At 62.4% G+C, this 15,212-nt stretch carries 14 protein-coding genes; all 14 read left to right on the top strand.

Features of this window, described 5'->3' with window-relative positions:
- Positions 1-68: 68 nt before the first annotated feature.
- Complete coding sequence (locus tag WDJ60_RS06060; RefSeq protein ID WP_340099206.1) at positions 69-899, top strand: NOP5/NOP56 family protein; 831 nt, start codon at positions 69-71, stop codon at positions 897-899.
- Positions 896-1,522 (top strand): fibrillarin-like rRNA/tRNA 2'-O-methyltransferase, encoded by a 627-nt coding sequence (locus WDJ60_RS06055; protein WP_340099205.1) that lies wholly within the window; start codon positions 896-898, stop codon positions 1,520-1,522. The genes WDJ60_RS06060 and WDJ60_RS06055 overlap by 4 nt, the downstream gene beginning before the upstream one ends.
- Positions 1,523-1,629: 107 nt before the next feature.
- The gene (locus tag WDJ60_RS06050; protein WP_340099204.1) at positions 1,630-2,328 is read left to right on the top strand and encodes a TMEM165/GDT1 family protein; all 699 of its coding nucleotides are present in this window, start codon (positions 1,630-1,632) and stop codon (positions 2,326-2,328) included.
- Positions 2,329-2,464: 136 nt separating this feature from the next.
- Positions 2,465-4,582, top strand: coding sequence for a PAS domain-containing protein (locus WDJ60_RS06045; protein ID WP_340099203.1), 2,118 nt, complete (start codon positions 2,465-2,467; stop codon positions 4,580-4,582).
- Between the two features lie 70 nt (positions 4,583-4,652).
- Complete coding sequence (locus WDJ60_RS06040) at positions 4,653-5,567, top strand: HhH-GPD family protein (RefSeq protein ID WP_340099202.1); 915 nt, start codon at positions 4,653-4,655, stop codon at positions 5,565-5,567.
- Positions 5,568-5,643: 76 nt separating this feature from the next.
- On the top strand, positions 5,644-6,222 hold the full coding sequence (locus tag WDJ60_RS06035; protein WP_340099201.1) for an NADPH-dependent FMN reductase: 579 nt from the start codon (positions 5,644-5,646) through the stop codon (positions 6,220-6,222).
- Between the two features lie 69 nt (positions 6,223-6,291).
- Entirely contained in the window at positions 6,292-6,912 is a 621-nt protein-coding gene (locus WDJ60_RS06030; RefSeq protein WP_340099200.1) for a YIP1 family protein, read from the top strand.
- Positions 6,913-6,976: 64 nt separating this feature from the next.
- Entirely contained in the window at positions 6,977-7,240 is a 264-nt protein-coding gene (locus WDJ60_RS06025; RefSeq protein ID WP_340099199.1) for a hypothetical protein, read from the top strand.
- Between the two features lie 61 nt (positions 7,241-7,301).
- A complete protein-coding gene (locus WDJ60_RS06020; RefSeq protein WP_340099198.1) occupies positions 7,302-9,422 on the top strand; it encodes a DHH family phosphoesterase in 2,121 nt (706 codons plus the stop codon).
- A 77-nt stretch (positions 9,423-9,499) separates the two neighbouring features.
- Positions 9,500-10,276: a pyrroline-5-carboxylate reductase gene (proC, locus tag WDJ60_RS06015; RefSeq protein WP_340099197.1), complete on the top strand. Its 777-nt coding sequence runs from the start codon at positions 9,500-9,502 to the stop codon at positions 10,274-10,276.
- The gene (gene proB, locus WDJ60_RS06010; protein WP_340099196.1) at positions 10,269-11,102 is read left to right on the top strand and encodes a glutamate 5-kinase; all 834 of its coding nucleotides are present in this window, start codon (positions 10,269-10,271) and stop codon (positions 11,100-11,102) included. The genes proC and proB overlap by 8 nt, the downstream gene beginning before the upstream one ends.
- Positions 11,095-12,426, top strand: a complete 1,332-nt coding sequence (locus WDJ60_RS06005) for a glutamate-5-semialdehyde dehydrogenase (RefSeq protein ID WP_340099195.1) — start codon at positions 11,095-11,097, stop codon at positions 12,424-12,426. The genes proB and WDJ60_RS06005 overlap by 8 nt, the downstream gene beginning before the upstream one ends.
- Positions 12,427-12,492: 66 nt before the next feature.
- On the top strand, positions 12,493-14,160 hold the full coding sequence (locus WDJ60_RS06000; RefSeq protein ID WP_340099194.1) for a tRNA uridine(34) 5-carboxymethylaminomethyl modification radical SAM/GNAT enzyme Elp3: 1,668 nt from the start codon (positions 12,493-12,495) through the stop codon (positions 14,158-14,160).
- A 113-nt stretch (positions 14,161-14,273) separates the two neighbouring features.
- On the top strand, positions 14,274-15,212 hold a 939-nt coding region (locus WDJ60_RS05995; protein WP_340099193.1), incomplete at its 3' end, for a PAS domain S-box protein.

The following is a 15,212-nucleotide window of genomic DNA, read 5'->3' as shown; positions in this document are numbered from 1 at the left end:
CACGAGTTTGTAATGTATTCGGGCGGTCGAGAGCATACATTTTTCGCGGCGGGAGCGGTACGGCAGGTATGACCGAAGGCTGGTTCGCCGGGATCTCGCCCGACGACGAGGAGGCGGCGGCGACGGCAATCCGGGACGGGTCGGCGACGGAACCCGCCGACTGGCCAACTCGAGCCGTCGACAGTGGCTTCGCCGCCGATACTGACGAGTACTACGACCGGTTGCAGACGGCGACCGTCAGCGCCGCACGAGCGGCCGTCCGTGACGCCGAATTGAGTGACGACCAGCAGTTGATTCACGCGATTCGCGCGATGGACGACTGCGAGTCGACTGCGAACGAACTCGCAGAACGTGTCACCGAGTGGGCTGGGACCCACTACGACGACGCGCCGACTGGCATCGACGGGGCACGCAGTATCGCCGAGCGGACTCCGACGACGCCCCTCGAAACGCGCGTCATCGCCCTGTCGGGCCGCGTAGCGGGGCTGGCAGACGAGGCGGCAGCACTGCGCCAGTACGTCGAACAGACCACCCCGAGCGTCGCGCCGAATCTCGCCGCGATGGCCGGCCCGGTGCTCGCGGCGCGGCTCATCGCACTCGCTGGCGGGCTGGAGTCACTGGCTAAACAGCCCAGCGGGACGGTGCAGGTACTCGGTGCCGAAGACGCGCTCTTTGCCCACCTTCAGGGGGGCGCACCCTCACCGAAACACGGTATCATCTACACCCACGAGTACGTCCGGAACATGCCACGAGACAACCGCGGGTCTGCAGCGCGCGCCCTCGCCGGGAAGTTGACGATCGCGGCCCGAGTCGATCACTACAGCGGTGACCTTCGACCGGACCTGCAGACTGAACTCCAGGAACGTATCGAGACAATCCGCGCTCGTGATACTCAATGATGCTCCCAGACGGCGTTCAGTGGCGAAGTATCGACGGCGAAACAGGGCTTGCGACGCGAGGCGAACCGGTGTACGGCGAGGCGACCGACGGCGAGTGGCGCCGCTGGGATCCGCATCGCTCGAAAGTCGGTGCGATGCTCGAACTGGAGGTGGAGACGGGGCTATCCGGTGGCGAGACAGTGCTGTATCTCGGGGCGGCGTCGGGTACGACAGTCAGCCACATCGCCGACTTCGCCGGACCGACGTACGCGGTGGAGTTCGCACCGCGACCGATGCGTGACATGGTGTCGGTGACAGAGTCACGACCGATGCTCTTTCCGCTGCTCAAGGACGCACGCGAACCCGAGACGTATGCCCACGTGGTCGAACCAGTCGACCTCTTGATTCAGGACGTTGCCACGCGCGGGCAAGCTCGCGTTGCCGCGCGCAACGCCACGTTCCTCCGCGATGCCGGTCGACTTCTCATGGCGGTCAAAGCCCGGAGCGAGGACGTGACCGCAGAGCCCGAGGACGTCTTCGAGAGCGTCAAAACGGAACTGTCGGAAACCTACGAACTACTCGAGACGACGTCGCTGGAACCGTACCACGAGGACCACCTCGGAATAGTCGCCCGGCCGCAGTAACCCGGTTCTACTCCTGTTGCAGGTTCTGTTTACCACCGTTGCGCTTATTAATTAGACACGTCTAAAACCAGCCACATGCGTTGTCTCCCCGCGGGGGGTGTCTGGTGATGGCTGGATTTCTGGAAATAATGCTTATCGCCGCGGGAGCGCAGTTGGCCGTGCTTCCGGGCGAGAAAGTACAGTTCATCATCGCAGGACTCTCGACGCGGTACAATCCGTACGTCGTCGTCGCGGCAGCGGGGAGTGCATTCGCCGGGTGGACCGCGCTCGAGATACTGTTCGGGAATGCAATCCAGACCGTGTTACCAGCTATTTATCTCGAGATTATCACTATCGCACTGTTTTTGCTGTTTGGTGTGATGCTCTACCGGTCCGCGCCGTCAGACGGGAACGTGCCGACGACCACAGACGGCGGGTTCACCGAACTCGCAGATGGGCGGGAGATCTCGCTGTTCGGTGTCGACCTGCCGAAGTCGGTGACGACGTTCGTCGGTATCTTCTCGATGATGGCAGTTGGGGAGTTCGGGGACAAAACGCAACTCATCACGATTAGCCTCGCCATTCAGTACGGTGCCTCGCCCGCAATCTGGGTGGGTGAGATGCTCGCCATCATCCCGGTGAGCCTGGCAAATGCCCTGTTTTTCCACCGGTTCGCGCACATGTTCAACCTGCGGAAAGCCCACTTTGCCGGTGCGGTTATCTTCATGTTTTTCGCCCTCGACACACTGCTTTCCGTGGCGACCGGCGTTTCGGTCTGGGAGACTGTCGTCGAAGGGGTGGCCTCCCTGCTTGTGGCTGCAATCTGACGGTGTTCATGTAACCGGACCCCTTTTTTGACCTGGGTGAGCGTGATTACCACAATAGTTCATGACGGAGTATAATTCGGGAGCGCATGAGTCTCCCCACAGGCAGAATGTAGCTTCTGGTATCGACGTTCTGTACGTGGACTCCGATGCCGAATCCTGGAAGAGTCTGGCTTCGTTCGTCGAGGGGTGCGATGACATCGTCGTCGAGCGCGTCAGCGACGGGGGACTGGCCCGTGAGGTGGTGAGACGGGGCGATATCGATGTCGTCGTCACGACTGAGTCTGTTCCATCAGGGCCAGGCGATCCGCTGCTGGAGACTGCAACACCGACGGTCCTCTACACCGCTGAAGACCCGTGGAACATCGACGACCGGGTGCTCGGTGGGACCGACTCCCTCGTCGAGAAGGGTATCGCTGGCAGCGAACGGTATCTCGTCGAGAAGATACGGGGAATGGTGTCGGGTGCACTCGAGCGCGATGATTTCTCTGTCGACGCGCTAGCACGAATGGGTGACGACCTGAACGAGGAGGTCGGAATCTTCCTTCTGGACGAGCGTGGGTCGGTCCTGTGGTCGAGTCGGTCACTCGAGTCACTGTTTGCTATGGAGGAGTGTGAACAATCGGCTACCCGATGCGATGACTTTTACGCTCGCATCGCCGAACTGTTGGCCGACCAACCGGAGGCGCTGTCGGCGATACTGGGACTCCGCGATACCGGCGATGGAGAGACGACCCAGCTGGTCGAAATCGAGGGCCAGCAGGCGGTACAGCAGTTTCTTCACGCGACGTATCCCATTCCCACGCTCCCGACTGGGTCACGTCTGGTCGTGTTCCTCCCGCTGACAGCCGTGGTCGACCAGTACGAACACCTGGAATTGTTCGAAGAACTGGTCGATAACGCAGAAGACGGACTGTACATACTGGACGCCGACGGCCGAATCGAGTACTGCAATCACTCGTACGCCGGGATTGTCGGGTACGAACCCGACGAACTCGTCGGAAAGCACGTGTCGATGCTGATTGCAGCGGGTGAAATCGAAAGCGGTCAGGAAGCCGTGAACCGCGCGCTCGCAGGAGACGACAGTGGTGTCGTCGATATGACGCTCCGGCACAGAGACGGGAGCGAGATCCACACGGCGATACACGGTTCCGTCCGCCGCGACAGCACCGGGTCATACGCTGGCGTGATGGGCGTCGTGCGAGATATCACCGAACGCAAGGAGCGCGAACGGGAACTCGAAGAGTACCGTACCCTCGCCGAGAACGCTGTCGACCCGATGTACGTCCTCGATAAGAAAGGAGACATTCAGATAGTCAATAAAGCATTGAGAGAATTTGTCGGCCAGACAACCGAGCAACTCGTCGGCGCGAATGCCAGCGACGTGTTCCCGGTCGAGGGAACCGAGGCGGGTCGGAACGGACTCATGCACATCCTATCAGATGACGCGACTACCAGCGACTCTTTCGAGATGTGGATGACGGGTGCAGATGGCACAGAGCGACTGTTCGAGGTGACAATCAGTGCAATCATCGAGGACGGCGAGTTCGCGGGTTCAGTCGGGACGTTCAGAGACATTACGGAGCGCCACACTCGTCAGCAGCAACTCGACTTGCGAAAGCAGATATTCGCCCGGTCGTTGCGTCACAACATCCGCAACGAGACCTCTATTATCCACAGTTACGGCTCCATCCTCGCCGACGAACTCGAGGGAAGACACGCCGAGATGGCGACGGCGATTCTCGACGCCAGTCAGTCGCTAGCCGAGACCAGTCGGAAGGTTAGCCAGTTCGACTGGCTGGTCGAAAAAGAGGCGGAGATGGTCGAACACGACCTGTGTACGCTCGCCAAACGCTGTATCGAGCAGGTCCGGGCGACGAACGACGCAGCAGACATCGAGGTGGCTATCCCCGACGGAACCCGTGTCCGTGCGGTTCGTGACCTCGACCTCGCTGTCCGGAATCTCGTGGAAAACGCTCTCCAGCACAGTACCGACAGTGATCCGCCGACGGTGACTGTGACAGCAACGGTCGAGACCGAGACAGTCCGACTGGTCGTCGCCGACGACGGCCCCGGCATCCCTCGGCAGGAAGTCGAAGTCATCGAGGAGGGCAAAGAGACGGCACTCGACCACGCGAGTGGACTCGGCCTGTGGCTGGTCAAACGTGTCGTCACTCAGTCCGGTGGTGAACTCTCATTCGAAGTCGAGGACGGGACGCGTGCCCACGTCAGACTCCGCAGGCCGCGCGGCGAGTGAGTGACCGGTGAATCCAAATCAGCAGCCGGGACCGTCACCCACAAACCCACCCGTTCCCTACCACGGACCGATGTCCGAGGAGGCTGTCGAGGACCCACTTGCGAACGCGCCACTCGACGACGTACGCGAGGCACTGGTCGCGTGGTACGAGCGGGACCACCGCTCGTTCCCGTGGCGCGAAACGACCGACCCTTACGAGATTCTCGTCTCGGAAGTGATGAGCCAGCAGACCCAGCTCGGTCGGGTCGTCGACGCCTGGCACGCGTTTACCGAGCGATGGCCGACAGCCGCCGACCTCGCGGCCGCGGACCGCGCCGACGTGGTCGGGTTCTGGACCGACCACTCGCTGGGGTACAACAACCGCGCGAAGTACCTCCACGAAGCCGCCCAGCAGGTCCAGGAGCAGTTCGACGGCGAGTTTCCCGAGGACCCAGACGGCCTCTCGGAACTGATGGGTGTCGGCCCCTACACCGCAAACGCCGTCGCGAGCTTCGCGTTCAACAACGGCGACGCCGTCGTCGACACCAACGTCAAACGAGTGCTCTATCGCGCCTTCGATGTCCCCGACGACGACGCGGTGTTCGAGAGAGCGGCCACGGAACTGCTGCCCGACGGCCAGTCCCGCGTCTGGAACAACGCGATCATGGAGCTGGGCGGGATTGCCTGCGAGCAGACGCCACACTGCGACGAGGCGGACTGTCCGTGGCGCGAGTGGTGTTCGGCGTACGCGTCCGGTGACTTCACCGCACCGGACGTGCCGACACAACCCGAGTTCGAGGGGAGTCGACGACAGATGCGCGGGCGGGTCGTCTCGGTGCTCAAGGAGTACGACGAACTGCCACTCGACGAACTCGGTCCGCGCGTCCGCGTGGACTACATGCCTGATGGGGAGTACGGCCGCGAGTGGCTCCGCGACCTGCTCTCTGACCTGGAGTCTGATGGGCTGGTGACGTTTGCAGACGGCCGGGCAAGTCTCCGGCGGTGACACTGTGCCGCACGCCTGCGGTTACACACAGTACACCGAACACTGGGTCTAAGACGCCAGCAGACCACCACTGCGTATGGCACCACCGACAGTCGTTGCACTCTGTGGCAGTCTCAGAGATGACAGCTACACGCGCATCGCGACCCGGCACGCTCTCGCGGCCGCCGAAGACCGCGGCGCAGACACCGAGTTACTCGATTTGCGCGAGTTCGACCTGCCGGTGTTCGACCCCGACGAGGAGGACGCCGGTGACGCGGAGAAACTCCGGCGTCGCGTCCGTGACGCTGACGCAATCATCCTCGGAACGCCGATGTATCACGGGTCGTACGCCTCGCCGCTGAAGAACGCCATCGACTACTGCGGCTTCGACGAGTTCGAGAACAAGACCGTCGGCCTGCTGGGAATCGCCGGCGGGAATTTCCCGATCTCCGCGCTCGAACACCTGCGAACGGTCTGTCGGGCGCTTGACGCGTGGGTCTTGCCCTATCAGGCCGCGGTCCCGCGAGCCAGCGCGAAGTTCGATAGTGGCGACTTCGTCGACCAGGACCTGGCAGATCGCGTCGCGGTACTGGGAGAACGCGCCACCGAGTACGCGGACATCAGTCCGGACCCGGCCTGTTTCGAAAGCACAGAGAACGTCGGGGCAGACGACTGAACCGCGAGCGGGGGTCTCAGACGCGGCGATTGCACAACGGTAAAGCCGGCACGACACCAACTATCGACTGTGACTCAGTGGGTCGAGAATCCGGAACTGGGCCGCGAACGCGGACCCGTCGCGCTCGCGCGTGCGTGGATCGAGATACTGCTCCGGCCCAACTCCTTTTTCCGCGAGAAGATCGCGCCCGGAGACCAGGCACCGGGGCTGACTTTCGCCGCCACCGTCGTCTTCTTCGCGGAAGCTGTCCGACTGGCGACGACGGCAGACGCATACCCTGTCGTGGCCGGCCAGCCGGCGGCGTCGGCGATTCTCTGGCTCCTCGTCGTGATGGTGCTGGTGACGCCGGCGGGTATCCACCTGACTGCAGCGCTCCAGACGGTGATTCTAATCGGCGGTGCCGACGACCGGGCCGGCGTCAGCGAGACGGTACAGGTTATCTGTTACTCGCTCGCTCCGCTCGCGTTCCTGGGGATACCGAGCGTCTGGGTGAAGGCCGTCGTCGTGCTGTGGGCGGCGTGGCTGTTCGTCTACGGAATGGCGACTGTCCACGACATCTGGCTACCGAAGGCCGTCGGCTTGGCTGCCGTCCCCGCAGTTTTGATTCTGGGCTACGGATTCGGTGGCAACGCACACGTCGTGGCGGCCGGTGAACAGTTGCTCGCCGCCATCGAGAGCGCGGTCGGGTGAGCCGCTAGACGGTGGGGTCGGTCCGGACCGGGACTTTTTGAGGCTACCACCCGGAGCCTCAGCTATGCTGACGTTCGACTTCAAACAGTTCATGTTCGAACTCAAGGACGGCGCAATCAAGCACGTCGGTGCGTCCAACAACTCCGCGACGGTGAAACTCTACGATATCGAGGCCATCGACGTTCGGGAGTTCGGCGACGAGCGCGTCAAAGTCGCCTTCGAGGACGACGACGGAAACGAGGTAGAGGTGGCGCTCGACCCGCCAGAAGCGCGGGAAGTGGCACGGGGAATCGAGATGCTCGAAGACGAGAGCAACATCTTCGAGTGAGGGGCGGACGGGCGGACGCGTTTCGACAACCGTTTTAGGGCGGAACCGCTTTCACCTGCCAATGGGTTCGTGTATCATCTGCGGTACGTCTGTTGACGGCCGTATCTGTGACCTTCACCAGGAAGACGTCGTGTTCGAGTTTCGGGGCCGCCGGCCCGACGAATTGACGCCCGGTCGCTACTACCGAGGTTCAGTCGACGGGTTCGCCGAGTTCGGTGTCTTCGTCGACATCGGAGACAGCGTGACCGGTTTGCTCCACAAGAGCGAACTGGACCAGCGTCTCGATAGCCTCGACTGGGAACCGGGTGACACCGTGTTCGTCCAGGTCAAGAGCGTTCGTGACAACGGCAACATCGATCTCGGCTGGTCGATTCGCCAGGGCGAATCCGAGTTCCGGGGCACGCTCATCGACGACCCCGACAACGACGGCGCAATCCTGAAAGAAGACGCAGACGAGACAGACGAGAGCGACAGTACAGTTGAATCGAGCGATAGCGGTGTCGGTCAACCGGAACCCCGCGAGACGGACGCCGACAGCGGCGACGAGCAGGACGCAGGTACAGAGACCGAAGAAAGCGACGAGACGGCGGAAAGCGAAGCAGAGCCCGAGGCCGAGCAGACCCCGGAGGCGGCAGAGCCAGCAGCGCAGTCACAGGCCGAGGCCGTCGAAGCGACCATCAGCGAACTCGGTGACAAAGTCGGGAGCCTCGTCCGAATCGAGGGCGAAATCGCCGACGCACGTCAGACGAGCGGTCCGACAGTGTTCGAACTCCGCGACGAGACGGGTACCGTCGACTGTGCCGCTTTCAAAGAAGCGGGCGTTCGCGCCTACCCCGAAGTCGACGAGGGCGACGTGGTCCGCATCGAAGGCGAAGTCGAAGAGCGACGCGGCGAACTCCAGGTCGAGACGGAGGCGCTGGTCATCCTCGAAGACGAGGAGCGTGACGCGGTCACCGAGCGGATGGAAGACGCCATGCTCCAGCGGGCCCGGCCCGATGCGCTCGCTCCGCTGGCCGAAGACCCAGCCGTCGAGGCAGTCACCGATTCGCTGCTCGACGCCGCGACGGCGATCCGCCGCGCGGTTCTGGAAGGGCGACCGATCGTCGTTCGCCACAGCGCGACGGCCGACGGCTACGTCGCCGGCGTCGCAATCGAGCGGGCGACGCTCCCGCTGATTCGCGACGAGCACCAGAGCAACGACGCCGAGTACCACTACTTCGACCGGCGACCGCTGGAAGGCTCCGTCTACGACATGGACGACGCGACGGGCGACCTGACGCAGATGCTCTCCAACCAGGAGCGCCACGGCGAGAAGTTCCCGCTGTTCGTGTTCGTCGCCGCCGCCGGGACGACCGAATCACTGGACGGGCTCGAACTCCTCGACGTGTACGGGACCCGCCGCGTGGTCGTCGACGAGCGCGCAGTCGACGACGAGATCGTGGATGAGGTGGACACGTTGGTCGCACCTTCCCGCGAAGGCGACGCAGAGACGACGGCGACGGCGCTTGCTGCCACCATCGCTGCCGGGGTCAACGAAGACGTTCACGCCGACCTCGAACACCTCCCGGCGGTCAGCTTCTGGGAGGACACGCCCGACGCGTACATCGACCTCGCCAGCGAGGCAGGCTACGATGCCGAGACAGTCGATGACATTCGAGAAGCTATCGCGCTGGAGGCGTACTACCAGTCCTACGAGGACAAGCGCGAACTCATCATCGACCTCCTCTTTGCCGAGCAGACCGACGACGCGACTGGCCTGGCCGGCCACGTTAGCGAGCAGTTCCGCACGAAGATGGAAACCGAAGTCGAAACGGCGGAGGAGAACCTCACCGAAGAGACCGTCGACGGCGAACCGATTCTCGTCCTCGATACGGAGGCGTACACCCACCGCTACGAGTTCCCGCCGACGGAACTCCTGCTGGACGAACTCTTCCGCCGGCACCGCAATGACGCAGTCGCGCTGGTCGGCTTCGACACTGACGAGGCGTTCGTCCGCAGTGACGCCGACATCGACGTGCGCGCTGTCGTCGAACAGGCGAGCGCCGACGCGCCCGAAGCCGGCCTCGACGCCCGCGGCGCACGCGAGGGACGTATCGAGTTCCTCGCTGGCGAGCGCGACGCCGTCCAGGACGCAGTGCTGGCGGCACTCGCTGCTGAACTCTCGACGGCACCGACGGCCTGAGCGGGTCCGGTACTGTCACCAGTACTGGCCGACAATCAAAGCCCGTATATTCTCGCTTTGGTTTATCCACGACAAGAATGACTACTGTCAGCGTTATCGGCTGTGGCAATATGGGAAGTGCCCTCATCAAGGGGCTCTCACGGAGTGGCAAGTACGAAATTATCGCGTGTGACCTCGATGCGAGCGCGCTCGAAAGCGTCGAGGCGTACTGTTCGAAGACGACGACAGATGCTGACGAGGCCGCGACAGCGGATGTCGTCGTCGTCGCCGTCAAACCGAAATACGTCGGCGACGTGCTCGACTCACTCGACCTCGGTCCCGACCAGACACTGGTCACCATCGCTGCGGGCATCACGACGGATTTCGTCGAGCAACGGACGGACGCGACAGTCGTTCGAATCATGCCCAACCTGGCGGCCGAGACGGGCGACATGGCCGCAGCAGTCACGTGGGACGATGTCGACGAGGACGTCCGCGAGATGCTCGACGATCTCGGCGAGTTCGTCGAAATCGACGAGGAATTGATGGACGCAGCCACCGCACTGAACGGCAGCGGGCCGGCCTTCGTCTTCTATCTCCTGCAGGCGATGAAAGAGGGCGCAGTCGAAGAAGGGCTCTCCCCAGACCAGGCGGAAGTGCTCGCGGCACAGACGTTCAAAGGGGCCGCCGAGACCGTCCTCAACTCCGAGAAGGGCGTCGACGAGTTGATTGACGCGGTCTGTTCGCCGAACGGCACGACGATAGAGGGTATGGAAGTGCTCTGGGACAGCGACGTCGACGCGTCGGTTGCGGAGGCGCTGGCTGCGGCAACTGACCGCTCGAAGGAACTGGCACAGAACGCGACCGATGAATGAAACAGTCGAATCCGACGTGGTCGAGCAATCACGGCAGCTCGCAGCTGCCGCAGACAGAGTCGTCGTCAAAGCCGGGACGAACTCGCTGACCGACGACGAGTCGAATCTCGACGACGAGAAAGTCGACAAGCTCGTCGACGACATCGTCTCGCTGCTCGACCGCGGGAAGGAGGTGATTCTCGTCTCCTCTGGAGCCGTCGGTGCCGGGAAAGGTCGAATCGGATACGGCGGCGAGACCGTCGAGGAGTCCCAGGCGCTGTCGACCATCGGTCAGAGCCACCTGATGCGGCGATACACCGAGAGCTTCGAACGCTACGACCGGAAGATTGCCCAGGCGCTGCTTACCCAGCACGACCTCGAAAACCCCGAGCGGTTCACAAATTTCAAGAACACCATCGAGACGCTGCTCGACTGGGACGTCGTCCCGATTATCAACGAGAACGACGCCATCGCGACCGAAGAGATTCGAATCGGCGACAACGACATGCTCTCGGCCTCGGTCGCCATCGGCGTGGACGCCGACCTGCTCGTCACCCTGACCGACGTGGGCGGCGTCTACACCGGCAACCCCAAAGAGGACGACTCGGCGCGTCTCATCGAGGCCGTCGGTCGCAATTACGACCAAGTCGAGGAAATCGTCGACGGTAGCTCGACAGAGGAGTTCGGCGGCATCCAGACGAAGGTCCGCGGTGCCCGCGACGTGAGCGAGCACGGTACCCCGGCGATTATCGCCCGGTCGACGGAGCCGGACGTACTGGAAAAAATCGCTACTGCCAAACCCGTCGGGACGATATTCGTTCCTATGAACGGTGTCATCGATGACTGAGAAAGATACGAAAACGAAAGTTTCGGAGGCAGAGTCCGCGGCGCTCCGACTCGCGACGCTCTCCGACGAGGAGCGCAGCGAGGCACTACACGATATCGCCGACGCCATCGACGAAAACCGGGAGACGATTCTGGAAGCCAACGAGAAGGACGTGGCAGAAGCCGAAGAGATGCTCGCGAACGGCGAGTACAGCCAGGCGCTCGTCGACCGCCTCGACCTCTCGGACTCGAAACTCGACAGCATCGTCGAGATGGTCCGAAGCGTCGCCGGGCAGGACGACCCGCTCGGAAAGACCCTGTCGGCACGAGAACTCGATGAGGGTCTCGAACTCTACAAGGTGTCGGTCCCGATCGGCGTCATCGGAACGGTCTTCGAGTCCCGGCCCGACGCGCTCGTTCAGATTGCCGCACTCTCTCTCAAATCGGGCAACGCCGTCATCCTGAAAGGCGGCAGCGAGGCGAGTTACTCGAACCGGGCGCTCTTCGAGATCATCCAGGACGCGACGGCCGACAGTCCCGATGGGTGGGCACAGCTCATCGAAGCGCGCGAGGATGTCGATACGCTACTGGGAATGGACGACGCGGTCGACCTGCTCATGCCGCGTGGCAGTTCGGAGTTTGTCAGATATATTCAGGATAACACGAGCATTCCCGTGCTGGGCCACACCGAAGGAATCTGTCACGTCTACGTCGACAGCGAGGCCGACCTCTCGATGGCTGCGGACATCGCGTACGACGCGAAAGTCCAGTACCCCGCGGTCTGTAACGCCGTGGAGACGCTGCTGGTCCACGAAGACGTTGCCGAGGAGTTCCTTCCGGCGGTCGCGGCGCGCTACGACGAGGCTGGCGTCGAACTCCGCGGCGACGAGCGTGCGCGGGAGATCGCCGAGATGAACGAGGCGACTGAGGCTGACTGGTCGACTGAGTACGGCGACCTCATCCTGTCGGTGAAGGTCGTCGACTCGCTGTCGAACGCCGTTGACCACATCACCACCTACGGGTCGAAACACACCGAGTCTATCGTGACCACGGACGCGGACCGCGCCAGTCGGTTCATGCGCGGCCTCGACTCCGCGAGCGTGTTCCACAACGCGTCGACGCGATTCAGCGACGGCTACCGGTACGGTCTCGGTGCCGAAGTCGGCATCAGTACGGGGAAGACCCACGCCCGAGGCCCAGTTGGTCTAGAGGGGCTGACCACCTACAAGTACTACCTCGAAGGGAGCGGCCAACTCGTCGGCACGTACGCTGGCGAGGACGCAGTCCCGTTCAAACACAACGATTTCGACGGTGAGTGGAACCCCGGTCACCTCTCCGGCGAGTAGCTCGCCGGTCACCCAAGCGACAACCTTAATCGGTCAAAGCGGAGATATAGACCAACAGCGCGAGCAATGAGTACGGACACAAAAAGCGAGTCGAGTACGTTCGAGCAGGTCTGTCAGGAGCTGGTCGAGCGGATACTCGACGGCGACGTCGACCGCGACAACCTCGAAGCAGCAAAGAAAGACGTCTGTGGCACCTACTCGTCGCCGAAGGTCCCGAAAAACTCCGAACTGCTCGATTTCGCCCCCGACGAACACCGCGACGACCTGGAGGAGGTCCTGCGCCGCAAGCCCGTCCGGACCGCGTCGGGTGTCTCGCCGATTGCGATTATGACCTCACCCGAGCGGTGTCCACACGGGAAGTGCCTGTACTGTCCCGGCGGCCCCGACTCGGAGTTCTCCAGCGCACAAAGTTACACCGGCCACGAACCGGCGGCCGCCCGCGGAAAGCAAAACGACTACGACCCGTACGGCCAGGTAACGCTCCGTCTGGAGCAACTACGCGAGATCGGCCATCCCGTCGACAAGGCCGAACTCATCCTGATGGGCGGGACGATGACCGCCCGGAGTCACGACTATCAGGAGCACTTCGTCAAGCGGGCCCTGGAGGCGATGAACGACTACGACGTGGACAAGGAACCGGAACCCGCACAGGGTGAGAGTTTCGCGCAGGACCCCGACGAGTACGAGTTCCGCTACGTCGAGGACGTCATCGCGGAAAACGAGACGGCGGACGTGCGAAACGTCGCCACGACCTTCGAGACCAAGCCCGACTGGTGTGATCCAGAACAGATAGACCGGATGCTCGCACTGGGGGGGACAAAAGTCGAGGTCGGTGTCCAGACCACCTACGAGCGTATCAACCGCGAGATGCACCGCGGACACGGCGTTCAGGAGTCGATCGACGCCAACCGCCGACTGCGCGATGCCGGGTTCAAAGTTGGTTTTCACATGATGCCCGGCCAGCCCGGCATGTCCAAGGAGATGTGTCTGGAGGACTTCCGGCGCATCTTCGAGCGCCCGGAGTGGCGGCCGGACTTTCTGAAGATTTACCCGACGCTGGTCGTCGAGGGAACAGCCGTCTACGACTGGTGGCACAACGACGAGTTCGAACCACTGGAGAACGAGGAGGCTGCCGAACTCGTCGCGGAAATCAAATCCATCATTCCCGAGTACACGCGCCTCCAGCGCGTGCAGCGGGACATCCCGGCGGATTTCATCGAGGGCGGCGTCTGGAAGTCGAATCTCCGACAGCTCGCCCGCAAGCGGATGGACGAGCACGGCTGGACCTGTGACTGCATTCGCTGTCGTGAAGTGGGCCACAACGACGAGACACCCGAGAACGTCACGCTTGACGTGACCGAATACGAGGTGTCCGGTGGCACGGAACACTTCATCAGTTTTGAAGACCGCGAAAAGGACCTGCTCGTTGGCTTCTGCCGGCTCCGGTTCCCGAACAGTCCCGTTCGGCACGAACTGGAGGGGGCGGCTATCGTCCGGGAGCTACACGTCTACGGGAGTCAGGTCGGCGTCGGGAATGCCGAAGCCGCGAGTGCTGGTGTCGAACAGCGCCAGCATCAGGGATACGGCCGGCAACTGCTGGCCGAAGCCGAGCGACTGGCCACAGATGCCGGATTCGACAAACTGGCCGTTCTTAGCGGCATCGGCGTCCGTCAGTACTACCGCGAGAAACTCGGCTACAAACAGGACGGGCCCTACGTCTCGAAACGGCTCTAGCTGGACTGTCTGAATGGTCTGGAATATATCATATGCTGTTTACAGGAAGCGACGATTATAAATTATAGAGTCCGGAACTGACGGCGTAGACGCGATATCTGGGGTTCGATTCGATGTCAGAACAAGAGGATATAGCCGATGGGTGGGAGAATCGGTATCAGCATCTGGTCGAGGAGGCAGAGGACATGCTCTACCTCCTCGACGACTCGGGACGGTACGTTCTCGTTAACGACGCGATGGCCGAGATGACCGGGTACGAGAAAGACGAGATCGTCGGCAATACACCGTCGATGCTACTCTCGAAAGAAGACATCGAGACTGGTGAGAACAGAATCAAGCGGCTGCTCGACGACGACGGCGAAGAGAGCGGGACGTGGACGGTGACGCTCATCACGAAGGACGGCGACCGCATCCCGTGTGAACTCCGCTTCAAGCTCCTCCCCCACGACGACGGTTCCTACAACGGTGTCGTCGGTGTTGCGCGTGACATCAGCGAGCGAAAACGCCGCGAGCAGAAGCTACAGGTGATGACACGCCTGCTCAGACACAATATTCGGAACAAACTCGGGCTGGTCATGGGGAAAGCGGACCTGCTGGGCGAGCGCGCGACGGCAGACGGCGAGATGGCACTTACAGACGAGGAGATCCTGGAGATGACCCAGAGTATCTCCGAGACCGCCGACGAGATGGTCCGCTTGAGCGAGAAAGTCCGCACCATCCAGGAACGGATTCGTCATCCCGACGAAGAGGAACACGCCGAAGTCGTCCGCCTCGCCCGTGCCGTCGTCCAGCAGTTCCGCGCCAGTCACTCCAGCGCGGCGATAACTATCGACGCACCCGCAGAACTCTGGGCGACCGTCTCCGAGTCCTACGAAGTCGCGCTGACTGAACTCATCGAGAACGGTATCCTTCATCACGAAGCGGACTACCCACCCCGCGTCCACGTCGATATCTACGAGGACGACGGTACGGTCGTGACGGCAGTCTCAGACAACTGTCCGCCGATACCCGAGACTGAAAAAGAGGTCATCCGCAACGAGGAGGAGACGGCT

Origin of the sequence: Salinibaculum salinum, assembly GCF_037645885.1 — an archaeon.
Taxonomy (GTDB): Archaea; Halobacteriota; Halobacteria; order Halobacteriales; family Haloarculaceae; genus Salinibaculum; species Salinibaculum salinum.
This window is presented reverse-complemented; position numbering and strand designations above follow the sequence as displayed.

Bases quoted from the DNA above. Each gene is read 5' to 3' on its own strand.
- WDJ60_RS06060 (WP_340099206.1), top strand. From the start codon at position 69: ATGACCGAAGGCTGGTTCGCCGGGATCTCGCCCGACGACGAGGAGGCG.
- WDJ60_RS06055 (WP_340099205.1), top strand. From the start codon at position 896: ATGATGCTCCCAGACGGCGTTCAGTGGCGAAGTATCGACGGCGAAACA.
- WDJ60_RS06050 (WP_340099204.1), top strand. From the start codon at position 1,630: ATGGCTGGATTTCTGGAAATAATGCTTATCGCCGCGGGAGCGCAGTTG.
- WDJ60_RS06040 (WP_340099202.1), top strand. From the start codon at position 4,653: ATGTCCGAGGAGGCTGTCGAGGACCCACTTGCGAACGCGCCACTCGAC.
- WDJ60_RS06035 (WP_340099201.1), top strand. From the start codon at position 5,644: ATGGCACCACCGACAGTCGTTGCACTCTGTGGCAGTCTCAGAGATGAC.
- WDJ60_RS06025 (WP_340099199.1), top strand. From the start codon at position 6,977: ATGCTGACGTTCGACTTCAAACAGTTCATGTTCGAACTCAAGGACGGC.
- WDJ60_RS06020 (WP_340099198.1), top strand. From the start codon at position 7,302: ATGGGTTCGTGTATCATCTGCGGTACGTCTGTTGACGGCCGTATCTGT.
- proC (WP_340099197.1), top strand. From the start codon at position 9,500: ATGACTACTGTCAGCGTTATCGGCTGTGGCAATATGGGAAGTGCCCTC.
- proB (WP_340099196.1), top strand. From the start codon at position 10,269: ATGAATGAAACAGTCGAATCCGACGTGGTCGAGCAATCACGGCAGCTC.
- WDJ60_RS06005 (WP_340099195.1), top strand. From the start codon at position 11,095: ATGACTGAGAAAGATACGAAAACGAAAGTTTCGGAGGCAGAGTCCGCG.
- WDJ60_RS06000 (WP_340099194.1), top strand. From the start codon at position 12,493: ATGAGTACGGACACAAAAAGCGAGTCGAGTACGTTCGAGCAGGTCTGT.